The following is a 20779-nucleotide window of genomic DNA, read 5'->3' as shown; positions in this document are numbered from 1 at the left end:
AAATATCGCGGCGAACTCAGGCTCGAAAACTACACAAATCTGCTCCCTTTCCCCCTCTCCCCCTTGGGGGAGAGGGCTGGGGTGAGGGGGTGGCTCTTGATCTTTCAGGCCTGAACGCTCAGGCCGTATTCGGCCGACGCATCCTGCAACCACAACCACCAGTAATCCGAGAAGCTGCGACGGATCAGCAGTTCCCAGGTGTCTTCGGCGGTGTGGCGAATCATCAGCTGCGATTTGGCGAACACCGTGCCTACCGCTTTGCCGACCGGGAAGTTGTTCGGGTGCACGTCATAGCTGGTGGATTTCATCAGCACCTGCCGTACGTTCGGCCCGCTCAGTTCGAGCACTTGCTGGCCGCCGCTGACGTTGACGATCGCGATGTGCAGATCGCCCAGCGCCTCGCGCAGTTTCTGTTCGGCGGCGAATTCTTCACCGCTTGGCACGATCAGCAGCCACTCGTCCGGGCCCATCCATTGCAGGCTGGTGTCGCCTTTGACGATCACGCTCAGGGCGCCCGGCAATTCAATGCCGAGGGCCTTGTGCACACCGGCGGCGAAGGCTGCATCGTGGCCATCGCCACGAATGGTCAGGTGACCGAGGAGTTTCTTTTCACGCACGATGACGCCGGCGTTCTTGCGACCCTTGCCGACCAGGCTGGCGAGGTCGGCATGGTGCAGCGACGACTCGGCCTTGGCCCCGGTGGTCGGGCGTTGTTGGTACACGTTGGCTGTGTTCATAAAGCACCTATCTCAATTCTGTTGGTCCGGTCCTTGTGGTGGCTGTACTGCCGCCTTCGCGAGCAAGCCCGCTCCCACAGTGGACTGATGCCTGACACAAATTCCATTAACGACCCGGAACCTGTGGGAGCGGGCTTGCTCGCGAATCGATCAGACGACTCGCACCCACTGACACCCCACAGTCCCCCGAGCAATCAGATGTTCTGCCGATCACCCTTCGGATCGAAGAACACCGAAGACACAATCTCCGCCTCGATCACGCTGCCATCGGCCAGCGGCGCAAACACCCGCTCGCCCATACGCTTGAGACCGCCCTTGACCACGCCCATGGCAAACGAATAACCGAGGGAGTTGTGCGCGTAGCTGGAGGTCACGTGGCCGACCATGGTCATCGGGATCGCCTGCTTGGTGTTGAACACCAGTTGCGCACCTTCCGGCAGCCAGACGTTCGGATCAATCGGCTTCAGACCCACCAGTTGTTTGCGCTGATCACGCACACAGTCTTCACGGTTCATGCCGCGCTGACCGATCCACGAGAACGGTTTGGTACGACCGACGCACCAGCCCATGTTCAGGTCGTCCGGAGTCATCGAGCCGTCGGTGTCCTGGCCGACGATGATGAAACCTTTCTCGGCGCGCAGAACGTGCATGGTTTCAGTGCCGTACGGCGTCAGGTTGTACTGCTTGCCGGCCTCGACGATTTTCTCCAGCACGCCCATCGCGTAGTCGGCCTGGACGTTGACTTCGTACGACAGCTCACCGGTGAACGAGATGCGGAACACCCGCGCCGGCACGCCGCCGACCAGGCCTTCTTTCCAGGTCATGAACGGGAAGGCTTCGTTGCTCAGATCAATGTCGGTCACGGCGCTGAGCAGCTTGCGGCTGTTCGGCCCGGACAGGGTCATGGTCGCCCAGTGGTCGGTGACGGAAGTGAAGTACACCTTCATCTCCGGCCATTCGGTCTGGTGGTACAGCTCCAGCCACTGCAGCACGCGAGCCGCGCCGCCAGTAGTGGTGGTCATGACGAAATGGTTGTCGGCCAGGCAGGCCGTTACCCCGTCGTCGAAGACCATGCCGTCTTCTTTGCACATCAGGCCGTAACGCGCCTTGCCCACGTCGAGCTTGGTCCAGGCGTTGGTGTACACGCGGTTGAGAAACTCGCGGGCATCCGGGCCTTGAATGTCGATCTTGCCGAGGGTCGAGGCGTCGAGCAGGCCGACGCTGTCGCGCACGGCTTTGCATTCGCGCTTCACCGCGGCGTGCATGTCTTCACCGTTTTTTGGGAAGTACCATGGACGTTTCCACTGGCCGACGTCTTCAAACTCGGCGCCGTTCTTCACATGCCAGGCATGCAGCGCGGTGTAGCGCACCGGTTCGAAAATGTGCCCACAGTGACGACCCGCTACCGCGCCGAAGGTCACCGGCGTGTAGTTGGGGCGGAACATCGTGGTGCCCATCTGCGGGATGGTCACGTTCAGCGAGCGCGCGGCGATGGCCAGACCGTTGACGTTGCCGAGCTTGCCCTGATCGGTGCCGAAGCCCAGCGCGGTGTAGCGTTTGACGTGCTCGACCGACTCGAAACCTTCGCGGGTCGCCAGTTCGATGGCGGCGGCGGTGACGTCGTTCTGCAGATCGACGAATTGCTTCGGCGCCCGCGAAGTGCCCTTCTCGTGCGGCACCTGGAACAGCGCCAAAGTCGCTTCTTCGAGACGGCTCAGCGCCTTGGGCAACGTGCCTTCGACCACCCCGAATCCGGCTTCACTGGCAGCGCGAGCGCCCCCTTCAAAACCATCGGCCAGCGAATCGCCGAGCCCGTAAACGCCGTTGATGCCGCCGACGCACACACGCTTCTGCGGTGCTTCGCCCGGTACGAAACCGAGGATGTCTTCACGCCAGATCGGCTTGCCGCCGAGGTGCGAAGCCAGGTGCACCACCGGGCTGTAACCGCCGGAACTGGCGATCACGTCGCAGTCGAGCCATTCGCCCGGGCTGGTCACGCTGTGCGCTTTGACGTCGATCGCAGCGACGCGGGCAGCGGTCACGCGCTTGCTGCCACGGGCCTCGATCACGGCGCTGCCGGTGAGGATGCGGATGCCTTTGGCACGGGCTTCTTCCACCAGCGCACCGCGCGGATTGCTGCGGGCGTCAGCGATGGCCACCACTTGCAGACTGGCGTCGAGCCAGTCCAGCGCCACGCGATAGGCGTGGTCGTTGTTGGTCGACAGCACCAGTTTTTTGCCCGGTGCCACGCCGTAACGGCGTACGTAAGTCGAGACCGCACCGGCAAGCATGTTGCCCGGTACGTCGTTGTTGCCGTAGACCAATGGACGCTCGTGAGCACCGGTCGCCAGCACGACACGCTTGGCGCGAACCCGGTGGATGCGCTGACGTACCTGACCGATTGGCGCACGGTCACCGAGGTGATCGGTGAGGCGTTCGTGAATGGTCAGGAAGTTGTGGTCGTGGTAACCGTTGACCGTGGCGCGCGGCAACAGCAGCACGTCCGGGGTGTCCTTGAGTTCAGCGATGACGCTGGCCACCCACTCCATCGCCGGTTTGCCGTCGAGGCTTTCGCGGGAATCGAGCAGGCTGCCGCCGAACTCTTCCTGCTCATCAGCGAGGATCACCCGCGCACCGCTGCGCGCAGCCGCCAGGGCAGCGGCGAGACCGGCAGGGCCGGCGCCGACGATCAGCACGTCGCAGTGCTGGTTCATGTAGTCGTAGGTGTCCGGATCGACTTCGGTCGGCGAACGGCCCAAACCGGCAGCCTTGCGAATGTACTTCTCGTACGTCATCCAGAACGATTGCGGGTACATGAAGGTTTTGTAGTAGAAACCCGGCGGCATCAGCTTGCCGCCGACCTTGCCGAGAATGCCCATCATGTCGTTGTTGACGCTCGGCCAGCCGTTGGTGCTGGTGGCGACCAGGCCTTGGTACAGCGCCTGTTGCGTGGCGCGCACGTTGGGAATCTGCGTGGCTTCGGTGGCACCGATCTGCAGCACGGCGTTCGGCTCTTCGGCACCGGCGGCGAAGATCCCGCGTGGACGCGAATACTTGAAGCTGCGACCGATGATATCGACGCCGTTGGCGATCAGTGCCGAGGCCAGCGAGTCGCCCTCGAAGCCTTTGTAGCTCTGACCGTTGAAGGTGAAGCTCAGCACTTTGTTACGGTCGATCCGTCCACCGTTGGACAGGCGATTGGTCTGGCTCATACCTTCTCTCCCAGCGCCGTCGTGGCTGTTTTCGCCGTATCAGCCTTGTCGGTGAATTGCGGCTTGGTGCCGATCTTGTAGGTTTCGAGAATCTCGTAGGTCACGGTGTCGCGGGTGACGTTGAAGTACTGGCGGCAACCGGCGACGTGATCCCACAGCTCGTGGTGCAGGCCGCGCGGGTTGTCGCGGAAGAACATGTAGTCGCCCCACTCTTCATCGGTGCAGGCGTTCGGATCCAGCGGACGCGGGATGTGCGCCTGACCGGATGCATGGAATTCCTCTTCGGAGCGCAGTTCGCCGCAGTGAGGACAGAAGATATGCAACATGGGGATTTCTCCTGTTAGTGGGCGACGGCAGCAGCGCCGTGTTCGTCGATGAGTGCGCCGTTGTGGAAACGGTCGATGGAAAACGGTGCAGCCAACGGGTGCATTTCACCCTTGGCGAGGCTGGCGGCAAACACGTTGCCCGAGCCAGGAGTCGCCTTGAAGCCACCGGTGCCCCAACCGCAGTTGAAGAACATGTTCGGCACCGGAGTTTTCGAAATGATCGGGCAAGCGTCCGGGGTGGTGTCGACGATGCCGCCCCACTGGCGGTTCATGCGCACCCGCGACAGCACCGGGAACATCTCGACGATCGCCTGGATGGTGTGCTCGATCACCGGGTACGAACCGCGCTGGCCGTAGCCGTTGTAGCCGTCGATACCGGCGCCGATCACCAGGTCGCCCTTGTCCGACTGGCTGATGTAACCGTGCACGGCGTTGGACATGATCACGCTGTCGATAATCGGCTTGATCGGCTCGGACACCAGCGCTTGCAGCGGGTGGGATTCGATCGGCAGACGGAAACCGGCGAGCTTGGCCATGTGCCCGGAGTTACCGGCGGTGACCACGCCGACACGTTTGGCGCCGATGAAACCCTTGTTGGTTTCAACGCCGATGCACACGCCGTTTTCCTTGCGGAAACCGATCACTTCGGTCTGCTGGATCAAGTCCACGCCCAAGGCGTCGGCGGCACGGGCAAAACCCCAGGCCACGGCATCGTGACGGGCGACGCCGCCGCGACGCTGAACAGTCGCGCCCATTACCGGGTAGCGGGTGTTTTTCGAGCAGTCGAGGTACGGAATCTCGTCGGCCACTTGCTTGGCATTGAGCAGTTCGCCGTCAACGCCGTTGAGGCGGTTGGCGCTGACCCGACGCTCGGAATCACGGATGTCCTGCAGGGTGTGGCACAGGTTGTAGACGCCACGCTGGGAGAACATCACGTTGTAGTTCAGGTCCTGCGACAGGCCTTCCCACAGTTTCATCGCATGTTCGTACAGGTGCGCCGACTCGTCCCACAGGTAGTTGGAGCGCACGATGGTGGTGTTGCGCGCGGTGTTACCGCCGCCCAGCCAGCCTTTCTCGACCACGGCCACGTTGGTGATGCCGTGCTCTTTCGCCAGATAGTAGGCGGTCGCCAGACCGTGCCCGCCGCCGCCAACGATGACCACGTCGTAGACCTTCTTCGGCGTCGGCGTGCGCCACATGCGCTGCCAGTTTTCGTGGTGGCTGAGGGAGTGTTTGAAGAGGCCGAAGCCCGAATAGCGTTGCATAGTCATTTACTCCAAACCGCTCAGCGATAAACCGGGTAGTCGGCGCACAGTGCCGCGACGTTCTTGGCCACATTCGCTTCAACGTCGGCGTCACCGAGGTTGTCGAGGATGTCGCAGATCCAGCCGGCCAGCACTTCGCACTGGGCGACCTTGAAGCCGCGGGTGGTGACGGCCGGGGTGCCGATGCGCAGGCCCGAGGTCACGAACGGCGATTGCGGATCGTTCGGCACGGCGTTCTTGTTGACGGTGATGTGCGCACGGCCAAGGGCGGCGTCAGCATCCTTGCCGGTCAGGCCCTGACGGATCAGGCTGACCAGGAACAGGTGGTTGTCGGTACCGCCGGACACTACATCGTAGCCACGTTTGATAAACACGCTGGCCATGGCCTTGGCGTTGTCGATCACTTGCTGCTGATAGGCCTTGAAGCCTGGCTCCAGCGCTTCCTTGAAGCACACCGCTTTACCGGCGATGACGTGCATCAGCGGGCCGCCCTGGGCCCCGGGGAATACCGCGGCGTTGAGCTTCTTCTCGATCTCTTCGTTGGACTTGGCCAGGATCAGCCCGCCACGCGGACCGCGCAGGGTCTTGTGCGTGGTGGTGGTGACCACGTCGGCGTACGGCAGCGGATTCGGGTACAGGCCAGCAGCGACCAGGCCGGCGACGTGGGCCATGTCGACGAACAGCAGCGCGCCGACCTTGTCGGCGATCTGGCGGAAGCGCGGGAAGTCCAGGGTCTTGGAGTAGGCGGAGAACCCTGCGACGATCATCTTCGGCTTGCACTCGACGGCCAGACGCTCGACTTCGTCGTAATCGATCAGCCCGGTATCGGTGTTGATCCCGTACTGCACCGCGTTGTACAGCTTGCCCGAGGACGACACTTTCGCGCCGTGGGTCAGGTGGCCGCCGTGGGCCAGGCTCATGCCGAGAATGGTGTCGCCCGGTTGGATCAGCGCCAGATACACCGCGCTGTTGGCCGAGGAACCGGAGTGCGGCTGGACGTTGGCGTAATCGGCGCCGAACAGCTGCTTGGCGCGCTCGATGGCCAGCGCTTCGACTTTATCCACATGCTCGCAGCCGCCGTAGTAGCGCTTGCCCGGATAGCCTTCGGCGTATTTGTTGGTCAGGCCGCTGCCTTGCGCTTCCATCACGCGTTTGCTGGTGTAGTTTTCCGACGCGATCAGCTCGATGTGATCTTCCTGACGCTGCTCCTCGGCATTCATCGCCGCCAGCAGTGCATCGTCATAACCCTGGATCTGGTCTTGCTTGCTGAACATCGCGTCTCTCCCAGCGGCGGCAGTGCGCCATTTTGTCTTGGTCAGGCACGCGGCTTGCGACGGTGCCCTTTGATGCGATGGTATGACCGGCGCAGACAGCTCAAATGCCTACGGACGCCACGCAAAGGTGCGTTTACGACATGGCGGGAAATGACCGATTGAATCCACGCAGATCCCTTGTGGGAGCGGGCTTGCTCGCGAAAGCGGTGTGTCAGTCGCCATCTATGCCGTCTGATACACCGCTTTCGCGAGCAAGCCCGCTCCCACAGGGGTTATGTGCAGGCCGTGCGAATGGCGAGCAGCAAGAGGAAATGCAGGGGATAGAGCGCGTACGCCCAACGGCGCATGGGCAGCGGATGGATAGATCTGAAGTGTCGCAACAAGAACAGCCCGAGCATTGGCGCAATCAGGCATGCCGCGATGCCGAACACCGCCACGTAGTTGCCAAACTCCGCCGCCTCATACAGCACCTGCCACTGATTCCCCGCCAGACACACCAGCCCCGGCAGCAGGCCGAAGTACCAGGGGCGACGGATCACCCACCGCAGCGCCAGCGGCAGCAACACGCCAAACACGCCGAACATCAGCCACTGTGAAAACAGCGCCGCCAGCAGCAAGGCGCCGACGCCCAACAGGCGCGATAGCAAGGTTCGATCCTGCCACCCGCGCGCCACCAGCAAACCGAGCGCCAGCGTGGGCATCACGTTCAAGGTGTCGGGATCAGGAATGTACAAGCGGTAGGGAATTTCACTCACTGCACTGAACAGCAACAGCCAGCCCAGATAGTGCCACTCGGTCTTATGCGCACCGGCCCGGGCAAGGTTCGCCGCCATCGCCAGACAGAACCACGGGAACGCCAGACGCCCCGGCACATACAGCCAATCGGCGCTGATCCCGACATATCGCAGGTGATCGAGCAGCATGCTCAGCAGCGCCAGCCACTTGAGCAAATCCAGCGCGCCGTCGCGTTTAGTCACGTGCATAATCGGGCAACAAACTGGTAATTTTCTGACAGCGACATCCCGTGTGCTCCCCGGAAGATCTTCGGTAAAGTGCGCACCATCATTGACCACGAGCCTTCACAAGAGTCTCGACCACGGAAGCCGGCCATGACCGACAAGAGCCAACAATTCGCCAGCGACAACTACTCCGGTATCTGCCCTGAAGCCTGGGCTGCCATGGAACAGGCCAACCACGGCCATCAGCGCGCTTATGGCGACGATGAATGGACCGCACGCGCTTCGGACTATTTCCGCAAATTGTTCGAAACCGACTGCGAAGTGTTTTTCGCCTTCAACGGCACCGCCGCCAACTCGCTGGCGCTGTCGTCACTGTGCCAGAGTTACCACAGCGTGATCTGCTCGGAAACCGCCCACGTCGAAACCGACGAATGCGGCGCACCGGAATTCTTCTCCAACGGCTCGAAACTGCTGATCGCCGGCACCGAAAACGGCAAGATCACCCCGCAGTCGATTCGCGAAGTCGCGCTCAAGCGCCAGGACATCCACTACCCGAAACCGCGCGTCGTGACCCTGACCCAGGCCACTGAAGTCGGCAGCGTCTACACCCCGGAAGAAGTCCGCGCCATCAGCGCCACCTGCAAGGAACTGGGCCTGCACCTGCACATGGACGGCGCGCGTTTCTCCAACGCCTGCGCCTTCCTCGGCTGCTCGCCGGCCGATCTGACCTGGAAGGCCGGCGTCGACGTGCTGTGCTTCGGCGGCACGAAAAACGGCATGGCCGTGGGTGAAGCGATTCTGTTCTTCAACCACAAACTGGCCGAAGACTTCGACTACCGCTGCAAACAGGCCGGGCAACTGGCGTCGAAAATGCGCTTCCTCTCGGCACCGTGGGTCGGCATCCTCGAAAACGACGCCTGGCTCAAATACGCTCGCCACGCCAACCACTGCGCACAACTGCTGGCCGAACTGGTCAGCGACATTCCGGGCGTGGAACTGATGTTCCCGGTGCAGGCCAACGGCGTATTCCTGCAACTCTCGGAACCGGCCATCGCCGCGCTGACCGCGAAAAACTGGCGTTTCTACACCTTCATCGGCAAGGGCGGCGCACGCTTCATGTGTTCGTGGGACACCGAAGAAGAACGCGTACGCGAACTGGCCCGTGACATCCGCGAAGTGATGTCGGCCTGATTCCTTGGCAAATGAACGCCTGTAACGAGTTGATCCCCTGTGGCGAGGGAGCTTGCTCCCGCTGGGCTGCGTAGCAGCCCCAAAACCTGAGTGTGCGGTTCGTCAGACACACCGCATTGCCTGGGTTTACGACTGCTGCGCAGCCGAGCGGGAGCAAGCTCCCTCACCACAAGTCATCTTCGCTGCCCCTATCGCGCCAGCTGCTTGGTCTACATTGTCTGTCGAGCCCCCCGCTCACATAACAACAAGCAGGAGCATCGGCATGTCGCTACAAGGCAAAACCCTGTTCGTCACCGGCGCCAGCCGTGGCATCGGCCGTGAGATTGCGCTGCGGGCCGCGAAGGACGGGGCCAATATCGTGATTGCGGCCAAAAGCGCCGAAGCTCATCCGAAATTGCCCGGCACCATCCACAGCGTCGCAGCCGAAGTCGAGGCCGCTGGCGGCAAGGCATTGGCGCTGCAACTGGACGTGCGTGATGAAGATGCGGTACGCAATGCGCTGGCCCAGGCCAACGAATATTTTGGCGGCATTGATGCGCTGGTGAACAACGCCGGGGCGATCAAGCTCACCGGTGTGCAACACATCGAACTCAAACGTTTCGACCTGATGCACCAGATCAACACCCGCGCGGTGCTGCTGTGCAGCCAGGCCGCCCTGCCCTATCTGAAAAAATCCGCCGGACACATCCTCAACCTGTCGCCGCCGCTGAATCTGGCAAGCAAATGGTTCGCCCAGTACAGCCCCTACACCGTGACCAAATACGGCATGAGCATGCTGACGGTGGGCATGAGCGAGGAATTCGCCAATTACGGGATCAGCGTCAATTCGCTGTGGCCGCAGACCATGATTGCCACGGCGGCGATCGAGTTTCAGCTGGGCAACAGAGAGTCGTTCAAGCATGCGCGCACGCCGGCGATCATGGCGGATGCGGCGCATGTGATCCTGAGCAGCAGCGGGCGGCAGATCAGCGGTCGGCTGTTGATTGATGAGGAGATTTTGCGAGAAAACGGCGTGACCGAATTCGATCATTACCGATTCGAGCCGGACAGCGACGCCACACTGATGCCCGACCTGTTCATCGACTGAAAACACATCCCCCTGTGGGAGCGGGCTTGCTCGCGAAAGCGGTGTGTCATTCAACACGTTTGCCGACTGATCCGACGCTTTCGCGAGCAAGCCCGCTCCCACAGGGGATTTGCAACGACGCTTAGAATTCGATTCTGACGTCGCCCTTCGGCACGCTGCAGCACGACAGGATGAACCCTTCCGCCTCGTCGTCCTCGGTGATCCCGCCGTTGTGCTCCATCTCCACCTCGCCACCGAGCTTGAGCACCTTGCACGTGCCGCAAATCCCCATGCCGCAGGCTTTCGGGATCATCAGGCCAAGCTTGGCCGCGGCTGCGTGCACGGTTTCGCCCGGGGCCACGCGAATGCTCTTGCCGGAGGCGGTGAACTCGACCTGATGCAGATCCGCTGCGTCGATTTCCGGTGCCTCGGCCGCCTGCTCGGCCTGTTCCACCGCGTCGGCACGGGCTTCGGGTGGTGTGGCGCCGAAGGATTCCTCGTGATACCGCGACATGTCGTAACCGGCGGCTTCCAGCAAGCGCTTGACCGCGGTCATGTACGGCGTCGGGCCGCAGCAGAACACTTCGCGTTCGAGGAAGTCCGGCACCATCAGTTCGAGCATCTTGTGATTGAGGTAGCCGCGATAGCCGGCCCACGGCTCGCCCAGCCCGTGTTTCTCGCAGATCAGGTGCAGACTGAAGTTGTCGATCCGCGACGCCATGTGCTCCAGCTCGCGGTGATAAATGATGTCTTTCGGCGAGCGCGCGCTGTGGATAAAGGTCATGTCGACGTTGGCGTTGGTGTCGTAGAACCAGCGCGCCATCGACATGCACGGAGTGATCCCCACGCCGCCGCTGAGATACAGCACTTTCGGACTCGGGAAGTCGATCGCGTTGAACAGCCCGACCGGCCCGTGCACCGCCAGCTCCTGGCCTTCATGCAAGGTGTCGTGCAGCCAGTTGGAGACCTTGCCACCCGGCACCCGTTTGATCGTCACCGAGAAGCTGTACGGCACCGACGGCGAACTGGAAATGGTGTACGAACGCATGATCGGCTGACCGTCGATTTCCAGCTCCAGGGTCACGAATTGCCCGGGCTTGAAGAAGAACAGGATCGGCTGGTCGGCCATGAAACAGAAGGTGCGCACGTCCCAGGTTTCCTGGATGACTTTGACGCAACGGACGATGTGTCGGCCATTGGCCCAGGTCTGGGTGGTGACCGGATTCAGGAAGCTGTTGGACATGCTGTTCTCCACGGCCGACTGTCGGCCTTCATGTGGCGATTCTGCGTATAGCGCAGACCGCCCGTTTACCTATCCGCGACATCGGCATGCTTATCGCGACCAGCCCCCAACCACCGGGGGTTGCGCGTCGGGAACAGATTGCACCATGTCGCCCATGGATAAGGTTCCGCCCAGCGCCGGCCCCACACTCGCCTCACATCAAACAGTTTCTTTACACCTTGCGTAGCAACCCTGATCAGCCACTTTCGCGGCCACGCAGATGGCCTTGAGGAATACATCGATGGACGTCACCGCAAAAATCAGCCTGGGCGATCCGCTGGAACCCGCACGCAAGGCCACCGCACAGATGCTGCAGGAGCGCGAGCGCACCTTTTCCCTGCCGCAACCGTTCTACAGCGATGAGCGCCTGTTCGATATCGACATGCAGGAGATCTTCCAGAAAGAGTGGTTGATCGCCGGCATGACCTGCGAGATCCCGGCCAAGGGCAACTACCTGACCCTGCAGGTCGGCAAGAACCCGATCATCGTCATTCGTGGCGCTGACGGCGTGGTCCACGCGTTCCACAACGTCTGCCGCCACCGTGGCTCGCGTCTGTGCACCAGCGACAAGGGCAAGGTTGCCAAACTGGTCTGCCACTACCACCAGTGGACCTATGAGCTGGACGGTCGTCTGCTGTTCGCCGGCACCGAGATGGGCGCCGACTTCGACATGAAACAGTACGGCCTCAAACCGGTGAACGTGAAGACTGCAGGCGGCTACATCTTCATCAGCCTGGCGGAGAATCCGCCGGCCATTGATGACTTCCTGTCGACACTGAACCACTACATGGAACCGTACGACATGGAGAACACCAAGGTGGCGATCACCACCACCTTGATGGAAAAGGCCAACTGGAAGCTGGTGCTGGAAAACAACCGCGAGTGCTACCACTGCAACGCGTCGCACCCGGAACTGCTGAAAACCCTGCTGGAATGGGACGACGTCACCGACCCGCGCGCCGATCAGGCGTTCAAGGATCACGTCGCCGCCTCCGCCGCGGCGTGGGAAGCCGAGAAGATCCCTTACGCCCACGCCAGTTTCGGCCTGCGCAACCGCATCGTGCGCATGCCGCTGCTCAAAGGCACCGTGTCGATGACCCTGGACGGCAAACAGGGCTGCGCCAAACTGATGGGCCGGATCAAGAACCCCGACCTCGGCTCGATGCGCATCCTGCACCTGCCGCACTCGTGGAACCACTGCATGGGCGACCACATCATCGTCTTCACCGTGTGGCCGATCAGCGCCCAGGAAACCATGGTCACCACCAAGTGGCTGGTGCACAAGGACGCGGTTGAAGGCGTGGATTACGACGTCGAGCGCATGCGCCAGGTGTGGGACGCGACCAACGATCAGGACCGGCGTCTGGCCGAAGAGAACCAGCGCGGGATCAACTCCACCGCCTATCAGCCTGGTCCTTACTCGAAGACCTATGAGTTTGGCGTGGTCAACTTCGTGGATTGGTACAGCGAGCGGATGCTCAACAACCTTGGGGCCGAGCCTGCGCCGTACCTCAAGGGCGTCCCGGTTCAGGGCTAAAAGCAAAAGCATCGCGAGCAGGCTCACTCCTACAGGGGAATGCATTCCAATTGTAGGAGTGAGCCTGCTCGCGATGACGTCATCACATTCACCGCCTCACTTCGATGACCACCTCACACTGCCATCCTCGCCAATAAACTCCTCAAAAATATCCTCCCCCACCAACCTGATTTTCGCGTAGCCATTCAACACCCGCAGCGGATACGCCGGGTCGTTGGCATCCTGCGTCTCCGACCACAACACCCGCGAATGCCCGTCCAGCTCGCTGGCGTTGCCGTACGGAATCGCCCCGTGCCCGGCGCAGCGCGCATGCAAACCGCCCTGCTGTGCATAGACGATGCCGTTGTGCAGATGTCCCCAGTACCAATAATCCGGCTCGCGCCCCAGGGCATCGCACACCGGTTGATACAGCGCGGTCTTGTTATGCCCGGAGATGTCGAAGCCCTGATGATGGCTGAGCACCATGATCTTTTTGCGTTTCGGCAGGCCTTTCATCCAGACGATCTGTGGCTCGTTCAGCGTGCCATCCATGTACAGGTTCATCGCATCCGAGGCGTAGGCCGAATCGAGGCCGACCACCAGCCAATCGTCATTGATCAAGGCGAAATAACTGGTGCCCTGCTGCCCCGGAAAGCGCTTGGCCAGTTCCTTGAAATAGCCGTGGGCGCCGCTGTACATCTCGTGGTTGGAGTTGAGGGTGAACGAGCCGTGGCTGCCCATCGGCCAACCGGCCATGTCGACGTCTTCCTGCGAATGGCTGCCGGCGTAGTACACGTCGCCCAGATGGATGGTGAAATCGGCCTGGGCCAGTTGCATCTGGTTGGCGACTGAAACCGCCGGCGCATGACTGTCAAAGGGGCCGGTGCCCCAGTCGCCGGCAATCGCCAGGGTCACGTCGCGCTCCATCTGCACCACCGCCGGGTCAGTGCCGAAGGTCGCGTGATGACGCAGGTTTTCAATCCACTTGAGCAAAGCCTCGCTCCACAGCAGATCGAGCAGTTCCCACTTGCGACAACCCAACAAGCTGCCGTCCTTCAGCACCCGGGTTTGCAGCTGATCACTCGACTGCGGCAAAGGCGCAGCGTTGCCGATGCGCAGGATCGACAGGCCATGGGACAATTCCCACGGCACCGCCGGTTCGTCGCCCGGCAACTCGCCGTTTTTCAGCACGTACTGCGCCTGATCGTGACCACGCTGCAGCAGCTTGATGATCGCCTGAAACTCCTGCGGCTCCAGCTCGCTGATGAGCTTCATCCAGGCCATTTCCATGCGCGTGAACAAGCCGTGAAGGCGCAGTTTGACCTTGTCGTACTCGTGTTCCCAATGACTGACCAGTGACATGGCGTAATCCTCTATCCGTAAGGGCTCACAGGGTTTTCATGAATTCGATCAACGCACGCTTGTCGGCGTCCGAAAGCTGCGTGCCATACAAGTGACCGGTGTTGTGGTTGCCCTCCAGCCGCGTGTCGTATTTGAAGTCCGCCGAGGCCTTGGCCTGGGCGCCGCTGGTGACGAAACCGACGTTGACCGGGTCGTAGACATCGGAGCCGGTGATGAACACCACCGGACGTTTTTCCGGCGGTTGCAGCAGATCCCACAGGGTCGGTACCGAACCGTTGTGCAGATACGGCGCGCGCAGCCAGATGCCGTCGGTCGGCGTGTTGCTGTAGCTCTGGGTCTTGCGATAGGCACCGAAGTCGAACGGTGGTTTCTTGAAGGTATGGAACGCCGTCACCAGACCGGTGGTAAACGAGTCCAGCCGATGCGGATCGGTGCCGAGCTGATCGATGTTGGTGGTGACCTGCCCGGTGTCGGCACGCCCGAAGTCATGGCAACCGGCGCAATTGGCTTCCCAGATCGGTTTGCCCTGCGCGACTTTCGCTTGATCCAGCGCCCACGGCCACGCCGGCGGCTTGTGCCCGAGCAGCCAGTTGGTCACCCGGTTGAAGCTCGACGGCAGCACCGATTCCGGGGTCGCGCCCACGGCCATGGCGGCAGCGTAGTTGCGTTCGTGGATCTTGTTGTTATTGCCGTCCCAGTGCAGGTACATCGACTCCCGCGGTTTCTGGTTCCACACTTGCGGCAGGTCGACGGTGCCGATGGTCGAGTCATCCGGGAAGCCGAACACCACCATTTTCGTCGGGTTGAAGGTGTCGGTGCGACCCGGCCCCTGAGCGGGCCGCAACTTCTGCCAGGCATAGGCCTGTTTCTGTTTGAGCAGCGCGCTCTTGGCCATCGGGATGATCAGGTAGCGGTTGTAGAGCTTCTCGAAAAAGCCCAGCTGGAATTTGCTGTTGATCGCCGCCATCACCGCGTCGGTGGTGAATTTCGGATCGCTGGCGCAATCGTAGGCGTACCACTGGAAGGCTTGCAGTTGCAGGGTGTTGGCCGGTGCGCTCGGCACGTTGACCGCGACGTCGCTGGCATTGGCCCGGTAGGAGCCGGTGTGGCACAGCGCGCAGTTCGGCTCTACGGTCGGGTAACCGATTTGTCGCTTGGCCATGCCGATCGGCAGGTCCTTGCCGTTTTCATAGAGGAAGCCGAACACTTCCCAGCCGCCGGGTTTGGGCATCTTTTCCGGGCACATCTGCGGCAGCACGGCGAACAGGTAATACGGGATCCGCGCTTCGATGCCCAAGCCGATGGCGGCGTATTTGTAGTGGTCTTCGTCGGAGGCGTATTCCTGCTCCGGCACCACGCGCAGCATCTGGTACCAGGTTTCGTAACCGATGAAACCCAGTAGCGCCACCACGATCAAGGTGCCGACCTTGAAGGCATGGCTCTGCCATTGCCGCGCCCAGGCCGCGCGCCACTCGCGCCAGCCATCGCAGAGCAACGCCCATGGTCGGTGCTCGGGCGTGGTGCCCAGGTACAGCAGAATGCCGAGGATCAGAAAGAAGCTCAGATCGCCCATCAGCATCGGCACGAACACCGAACCCTGAATGCTCGTATTGATCAGGTAAATCCAGAACACCACGGCGATCAGCCGCGTCAGTACGCACAACCAGGAATGCACCACGTAGCGCGGCGCGTTGAAGCCCGACGGCATGTAAAACACGCTGATGCCCACCAGCAGCATCCCGGCGTTTTCCAGCCACGGGTCGGAGAGTTGCGGCGGCAGGCCGACTACCGATGTCAGCAACCCCGGCGCAAACAGCGCCGGAATCGCGAACACCATGTTCATTGCAATGCCGATCCAGATGAAGCGTTGAAACCAGCGGATACAGGTATCCATGTCATCCATTTCCTTCTGACCACCAACCTGCGATGTCCCTCGTGGTGAGGGGATTTATCCCCGATGGGTCGCGAAGCGGCCCCAAACCCTACCAGCGCGGTCTGTCTTGATGACCGCGCGCTCAGGTTTTACGACTGCTGCGCAGCCGATCGGGGATGAATCCCCTCACCACAAAGAATCCCCTCAGCACAAACAAACCGTAGCAAGTGTCAACCGAGGGCCGTTTTCTCCAGGTGTTCAAGGATGATCGGATACACATCCACCACCGCGTTCTTGCCGAACATGCAGTCGATGTGGCCGTAGCCCGGCACCACATGCCGGCTGTAGCGCTCCGGCCCGTGGACTTCGCAGACTCGCTGGTAAGTCTTCAGCGTGCTTTCTGGCAGGTAACACTGGTTCTCCGCACCGCTGATGAAGCAGATCGGCATACTCAGCCGGTCGAAGTGCGGCATGTACACATCGTTGCCTTTGAAATCCACCAGATGCCCTTTGCGCACGATCAGCGCCAGGTGCTCGAAGGTCTCGATGTTCGACTCGCCGAACAGCTCGTGCAGGTTGTCGTGCAGGGTTTCGTTGAGGGTGTCGTGGCGATACAGCGAGGCGTACATGAAGGTGATGCGGTGGCACACAGGATTGGTGCAATAGCCCTGCGCCTCGATCCGCGCGTAGCCGTTGAGGGCTTTGTCGTAGAGGCGGTTGAACCAGTTTTCCTTGCTGTCGGCGTAAGCCGTCATCGACTTGATGCCGATCGCATCGAGCATCCCCGGCAGGTGCAGACCGGCCTTCAAACCGGTAGCCGTGGCGACCACGGTGTCAGCGGCAATCTGCGAGCAGACCACCGAACGCACGCCCTGCAGCCCCGCCAGCAACGACATGAAGAACGTGGTCGCGCCGTAGCAATGCACCACGCATTGCACGTCTTTGGCCTGGGTCTCCTGCTGAATTTGCGAGATAGCAGCCTTGAAGTCGTACTGGGCAATCTGGTCGCCGTTCCATTCTTTCTTGCTCGCCGGCAGCAGAATGCTCACGCGGAAATCCAGCAGCCACACGTCATAGTCGTGCTTGCACAGGTACTCCAACAGGTTGGTCTGGATGGTGTCGGTGGAAAAAATATTCGAACCAACGCCCAGGCCATGCACCAGCATCACCGGGCCTTTGCTGCCGGCCTGGTAACGAGTCAGGCGCAACTCGACGCCATCCTCGGTGGGGAAGAAATGCACCGCCGGGGTCGGCGCATCCAGCGGCCGTTTCAGCCGTGGCGGCGCGTCGGGATTGAAGTAGACATCACCGGCAAACACTCCGCCGTAACTCTCCCAGAGGATTCCGGCGAAGAACTTGCCGAAGCGCGCCAGGCCTTCGATGCGCTCGCGCTCGTTGCGCGCGTTGAGCACTTTCATGGTGGTCATCTGCTTGGCGAAATCGGTCGGATGAATGTGCATCACCCCGGAGCCGATCACCTCGCCCGACTTGTCCGACCCGCGATACAGCGTCACATACAAGGTGCTGGTGTCGTGCCAGATGTTCAGCACGCCGTTGTCTTCCGGCACGGTTTTGAAGGCACTGAAGAAATAGTCGTTGCCGTCCTCGGCGGTCAGTTTCATGTCGTATTTCATGTGGCGCGTGTCGACCTGCTGCTCGAATTGCTCGAACAAATTGAACACGCCATTGCTGGCGGTCAGCGGTTGCGGCGACAGCGCCGGGGCATTCACGGTGCCGACAATGGTCGCGGCGTGTTCCGGCTCCTTGATCATCCGATTGAGGTCGTTGGCGGTGATGGTGAGGGTAAAGTCGATCGGCGAATTGTCCGCCTCGCCGCGTTTGGCCGCCGCTTCGTAGACTTTCAGATCGGTGCTTTGCGCGGCGGTGAAGGCCCGGGAAAAATAGCCCTTCATGGTTTCGGTGAACTGCACGCCGAGGGTCGGTGGTGCCACCTGTTTGCGCGGTGCCGACGGCAGCGTGTAGTCGATCTTCCAGCCACGGTCGGCGGCCAGCAGGCCCATGTTGCGTTCACTCACGGCGGAGATGGTCAGCAGCGGATTGACCGCCAGCGAGGTCGGGATCACCGCGCCATCGGTCACGTAGAGGCCGGGGTAGACATCAGTGCCGTTGGCGCCGCTGAACACCTGGCCCTTGTGATTGACCACGCCTTGCGCGGCGTCCTCGCCCATCACGCAACCGCCCAGCGGATGCACCGAGACGATGCTGTGCTTGAGCAGTTGGGTCCAGATCGGATTCTCGACCCAGACCCCGCCCAACGCCTTGGTGCTCTGGTACAGACGTTCGTTGCCGAGCTTGAAGTTTTCCTGTTCGCCGACACCCGGCCAGTCGATACGCAACTGGTCCTTGTTGTCGAGAATCATCCGGCCCTGGCCGCTGTCGTGGCTCATGATCAGGTAGGTCTGCATGTTGTGCAGCGCGCCGTAATACGGGCCGCGCAGAAAGCTTTCGGCTTCGCGTTCCTTGTAGCCGAGCTTGCCGCTGAAACTGTCGTCAGTGGCCACACCGATCATCTCGGCAAACCCGGCCATCGCCGGCACCATCGGCCGGCCGAGGGCGCCGGGGATCGAACCTTCCTCGATGACCATGCGGCTGCGCCAGTCACCTTCGGTGCGCATGTCGATGACCGAGGTGATGCACGGGCCAACCGGCTGCAGCTCCTTGGCCGAGTGCGCGCCGAAACCGATGCCATTGATGGTCTGCTCGCAGTTATGGCCGAAGCCGAGGATGTCGCCGTTGCCGCTCATGTTCTCGCCGAGCTGACCGGACATCACCAGGCCCTTGTCCCGCGAGCGCAGAAGAATCTCGGTCGAACCAAGAGTGCCGGCGGAGACCACGACGATATCGGCCTTCACAAACAACGTTGGCGCGTCGAATTTCTCGCGACCGCTGTCGAGATACTGGAAGTGCACGATCCAGCCATCGCCATCGCGCTCCAGATAGCGCACCTCGGCCTGACAGAAAATCTCCGCGCCGTGGTTCCAGGCGTCCGGCAGATAGTTCATCAGCGTGGTGTTCTTGGCCTTGTTGTTACAGCCCGAGACACAGTCGCCGCACTGATTGCACGGCAGCTGTTCGACGCCGACGTGGTTGAGGTTGTTCGGCAGTTTGTCGAAGGTCACGTTGATCGGCGGCTTGTAGAAATGCGCGCCCTGCTTGAGGTAGTCCGCAGACTTTTTGTTGGCGTCGAGCTTGGGCAGGTTCGGCGCGTTGTTCGGGTACGGATTGGGCTTGAGCATTTCCCGGGCGCGGGCGTAACCGTCCTTGAGCAAGGTGTCGCGGTGTTCGCGCACGGCTTGAGGCCAGCGTGGGTCCTCGAACACGCCGGGCTCGGGTTCAAGCGCGACGTTGGCATTGATCAACGACGTACCGCCGAGGCCGCAACCGACCACCACGTTCTGCTGCGCATTCACGTGCAGGTCGAACAGTCCGGTGCGCGAACCGATATGGCCGTCGGGGTCGTGCACCTGCAATTCTTCGGTCGCGGCAATCATCGTGTTGGGGTATTCGCCGGGCTGGATCTCCCGGCCCCGCTCCAGCAGGCACACCTGCTTACCCGCCCTGGACAGGCGCGACGCGGCAATGCCGCCGCCATAACCGGAGCCGATGACAATGACGTCGTAGTGTTCCTTGATCTCGCTGATGGGCGTTGCGATGCGTGTCATGAGACTGATCCTTTCTCAGGCTGATGGGGCAACTCTGCGGTTGCCTGCAATCAATGGGCGAACGAGCACCTGGCCTCCGGGGCGAGCCCGGCGACAGCACAGCGGTATGAACAGGAATCGACGCTACAGGCGAGCGTGTTGATTGGCCGCACGACGTAACGTGCGCTTGCGTGGCGAGGGGGTCGGGCGATGTGGCCGGCTATCCATCATGCGTTCTCCCAGAACCAGATGTGGATAAGTGATAGCGATCCTTGTGCAATGTCCAGTGAAGACAGGCACCGCATCCAAGTCAAGGCAACGCCTTAGAACTGTATGAAATCTGATCAATTGCTGTTTGGACTATGCCTGGCGGGGCCTGCAGGGTTTGGCGAACAAGTTATCCACATAGCCACCCACAGCAAATGGGGGTAACTGTGGATGAGTGGAAAAATAACTGGCTGATTTGTGAAGAAAAATCGTGACTTATCCAGAAGGACGGATTGCGCGGCGGATTGGCTGTTTTTTAATCAACACCCTGCAAGCCACGTTTCACTTAGCCTGTAGAGGATGGCGAACACGTTATCCACAGAAGCGCCAACAGACTTCGGGGGTAACTTTGCGGATGCTGTGGAAAAGCGGCGGGAGCTGTGTGAAATCGGGGTTTGCGCAGGAAATATCAGCCTGAAAAGCCCAATTGATCACTTATTGAACAAATCTCTACAGGCCACGTTTTATATGGCTTGCAGCGGACAGCGAACATCTTGTCCACAGAAGCGCCAACAGAGATTGGGGGCAACTTGCAAAGTTATTCAGGAGAAAAAGCCCGGAAAAACCGTGACTTAGGTTGGTCGTTTTTTAACCGGATGGCTACAGGGCTTGATTGGCGTGGGGTCTGGGGATGGGCGAACACGTTATCCACAGATCCGCCAACAGGGATTGTGGGTAAACACACTGAGATCTGCTGCCCCCTTAACCAATGTGGGAGCGGGCTTGCTCGCGAAAGCGGTGGGTCATTCAACTTTGATGCAGCTGAAACGACGCTTTCGCGAGCAAG

Annotated in this window: 13 protein-coding genes; 3 read left to right on the top strand and 10 right to left on the bottom strand. The window is 61.1% G+C overall.

Annotation, left to right across the window (positions count from 1 at the left end; translation table 11 throughout):
- Positions 1-104: 104 nt before the first annotated feature.
- From JFU48_RS09575 to JFU48_RS09550, 6 genes are all read right to left on the bottom strand, one after another.
- A complete protein-coding gene (locus tag JFU48_RS09575) occupies positions 105-737 on the bottom strand; it encodes a sarcosine oxidase subunit gamma (protein WP_201136399.1) in 633 nt (210 codons plus the stop codon).
- Between the two features lie 194 nt (positions 738-931).
- Positions 932-3949, bottom strand: coding sequence for a sarcosine oxidase subunit alpha (locus JFU48_RS09570; RefSeq protein WP_201136398.1), 3018 nt, complete (start codon positions 3947-3949; stop codon positions 932-934).
- Entirely contained in the window at positions 3946-4275 is a 330-nt protein-coding gene (locus JFU48_RS09565; protein WP_003228964.1) for a sarcosine oxidase subunit delta, read from the bottom strand. Before JFU48_RS09565 ends, JFU48_RS09570 begins: the two co-directional genes overlap by 4 nt.
- Positions 4276-4289: 14 nt before the next feature.
- Positions 4290-5540, bottom strand: a complete 1251-nt coding sequence (locus JFU48_RS09560) for a sarcosine oxidase subunit beta (protein WP_003206307.1) — start codon at positions 5538-5540, stop codon at positions 4290-4292.
- Between the two features lie 20 nt (positions 5541-5560).
- Entirely contained in the window at positions 5561-6814 is a 1254-nt protein-coding gene (glyA, locus tag JFU48_RS09555) for a serine hydroxymethyltransferase (protein WP_003228965.1), read from the bottom strand.
- A gap of 272 nt (positions 6815-7086) precedes the next feature.
- Complete coding sequence (locus JFU48_RS09550; RefSeq protein WP_201136397.1) at positions 7087-7797, bottom strand: TraX family protein; 711 nt, start codon at positions 7795-7797, stop codon at positions 7087-7089.
- 126 nt (positions 7798-7923) lie between these two features.
- Here JFU48_RS09550 and JFU48_RS09545 point away from each other — a divergent pair, with 126 nt between their 5' ends.
- Both JFU48_RS09545 and JFU48_RS09540 read left to right on the top strand, forming a co-directional pair.
- Positions 7924-8964 (top strand): threonine aldolase family protein, encoded by a 1041-nt coding sequence (locus JFU48_RS09545; protein ID WP_003228968.1) that lies wholly within the window; start codon positions 7924-7926, stop codon positions 8962-8964.
- 262 nt (positions 8965-9226) lie between these two features.
- A complete protein-coding gene (locus JFU48_RS09540; RefSeq protein ID WP_201136396.1) occupies positions 9227-10051 on the top strand; it encodes an SDR family oxidoreductase in 825 nt (274 codons plus the stop codon).
- Between the two features lie 121 nt (positions 10052-10172).
- On the opposite strand, the gene gbcB is transcribed toward JFU48_RS09540, so the two are convergent.
- Positions 10173-11273, bottom strand: coding sequence for a glycine-betaine demethylase subunit GbcB (gene gbcB, locus JFU48_RS09535; protein ID WP_003228970.1), 1101 nt, complete (start codon positions 11271-11273; stop codon positions 10173-10175).
- A 280-nt stretch (positions 11274-11553) separates the two neighbouring features.
- Between gbcB and gbcA the strand changes: the two genes are divergently transcribed.
- Entirely contained in the window at positions 11554-12849 is a 1296-nt protein-coding gene (gbcA, locus tag JFU48_RS09530) for a glycine-betaine demethylase subunit GbcA (RefSeq protein ID WP_003228971.1), read from the top strand.
- Between the two features lie 96 nt (positions 12850-12945).
- Here the strand turns inward: gbcA and JFU48_RS09525 are convergent, their stop codons facing one another.
- The 3 genes from JFU48_RS09525 to JFU48_RS09515 form a co-directional block, all read right to left on the bottom strand.
- Positions 12946-14190: a metallophosphoesterase family protein gene (locus JFU48_RS09525; protein ID WP_201136395.1), complete on the bottom strand. Its 1245-nt coding sequence runs from the start codon at positions 14188-14190 to the stop codon at positions 12946-12948.
- 25 nt (positions 14191-14215) lie between these two features.
- Positions 14216-16084 carry a c-type cytochrome gene (locus JFU48_RS09520; RefSeq protein ID WP_201136394.1) on the bottom strand — a complete coding sequence of 623 codons (1869 nt, stop codon included), beginning with the start codon at positions 16082-16084 and terminating at the stop codon, positions 14216-14218.
- A gap of 209 nt (positions 16085-16293) precedes the next feature.
- Positions 16294-19746: a GMC oxidoreductase gene (locus tag JFU48_RS09515; protein WP_201136393.1), complete on the bottom strand. Its 3453-nt coding sequence runs from the start codon at positions 19744-19746 to the stop codon at positions 16294-16296.
- Between the last annotated feature and the right edge of the window lie 1033 nt (positions 19747-20779).

This window comes from Pseudomonas sp. TH49 (genome assembly GCF_016650625.1).
Taxonomy (GTDB): Bacteria; Pseudomonadota; Gammaproteobacteria; order Pseudomonadales; family Pseudomonadaceae; genus Aquipseudomonas; species Aquipseudomonas fluorescens_H.
The sequence above is the reverse complement of the archived record's forward strand: the minus strand, read 5'-3'. Positions and strand labels throughout refer to the sequence as shown.

Coding starts and splice junctions, on each gene's coding strand:
- JFU48_RS09545 (WP_003228968.1), top strand. CDS start 7,924: ATGACCGACAAGAGCCAACAATTCGCCAGCGACAACTACTCCGGTATC.
- JFU48_RS09515 (WP_201136393.1), bottom strand. CDS start 19,746: ATGACACGCATCGCAACGCCCATCAGCGAGATCAAGGAACACTACGAC.
- JFU48_RS09540 (WP_201136396.1), top strand. CDS start 9,227: ATGTCGCTACAAGGCAAAACCCTGTTCGTCACCGGCGCCAGCCGTGGC.
- JFU48_RS09565 (WP_003228964.1), bottom strand. CDS start 4,275: ATGTTGCATATCTTCTGTCCTCACTGCGGCGAACTGCGCTCCGAAGAG.
- gbcA (WP_003228971.1), top strand. CDS start 11,554: ATGGACGTCACCGCAAAAATCAGCCTGGGCGATCCGCTGGAACCCGCA.
- gbcB (WP_003228970.1), bottom strand. CDS start 11,273: ATGTCCAACAGCTTCCTGAATCCGGTCACCACCCAGACCTGGGCCAAT.
- JFU48_RS09570 (WP_201136398.1), bottom strand. CDS start 3,949: ATGAGCCAGACCAATCGCCTGTCCAACGGTGGACGGATCGACCGTAAC.
- JFU48_RS09550 (WP_201136397.1), bottom strand. CDS start 7,797: ATGCACGTGACTAAACGCGACGGCGCGCTGGATTTGCTCAAGTGGCTG.
- JFU48_RS09525 (WP_201136395.1), bottom strand. CDS start 14,190: ATGTCACTGGTCAGTCATTGGGAACACGAGTACGACAAGGTCAAACTG.
- JFU48_RS09560 (WP_003206307.1), bottom strand. CDS start 5,540: ATGCAACGCTATTCGGGCTTCGGCCTCTTCAAACACTCCCTCAGCCAC.
- glyA (WP_003228965.1), bottom strand. CDS start 6,814: ATGTTCAGCAAGCAAGACCAGATCCAGGGTTATGACGATGCACTGCTG.
- JFU48_RS09520 (WP_201136394.1), bottom strand. CDS start 16,084: ATGGATACCTGTATCCGCTGGTTTCAACGCTTCATCTGGATCGGCATT.
- JFU48_RS09575 (WP_201136399.1), bottom strand. CDS start 737: ATGAACACAGCCAACGTGTACCAACAACGCCCGACCACCGGGGCCAAG.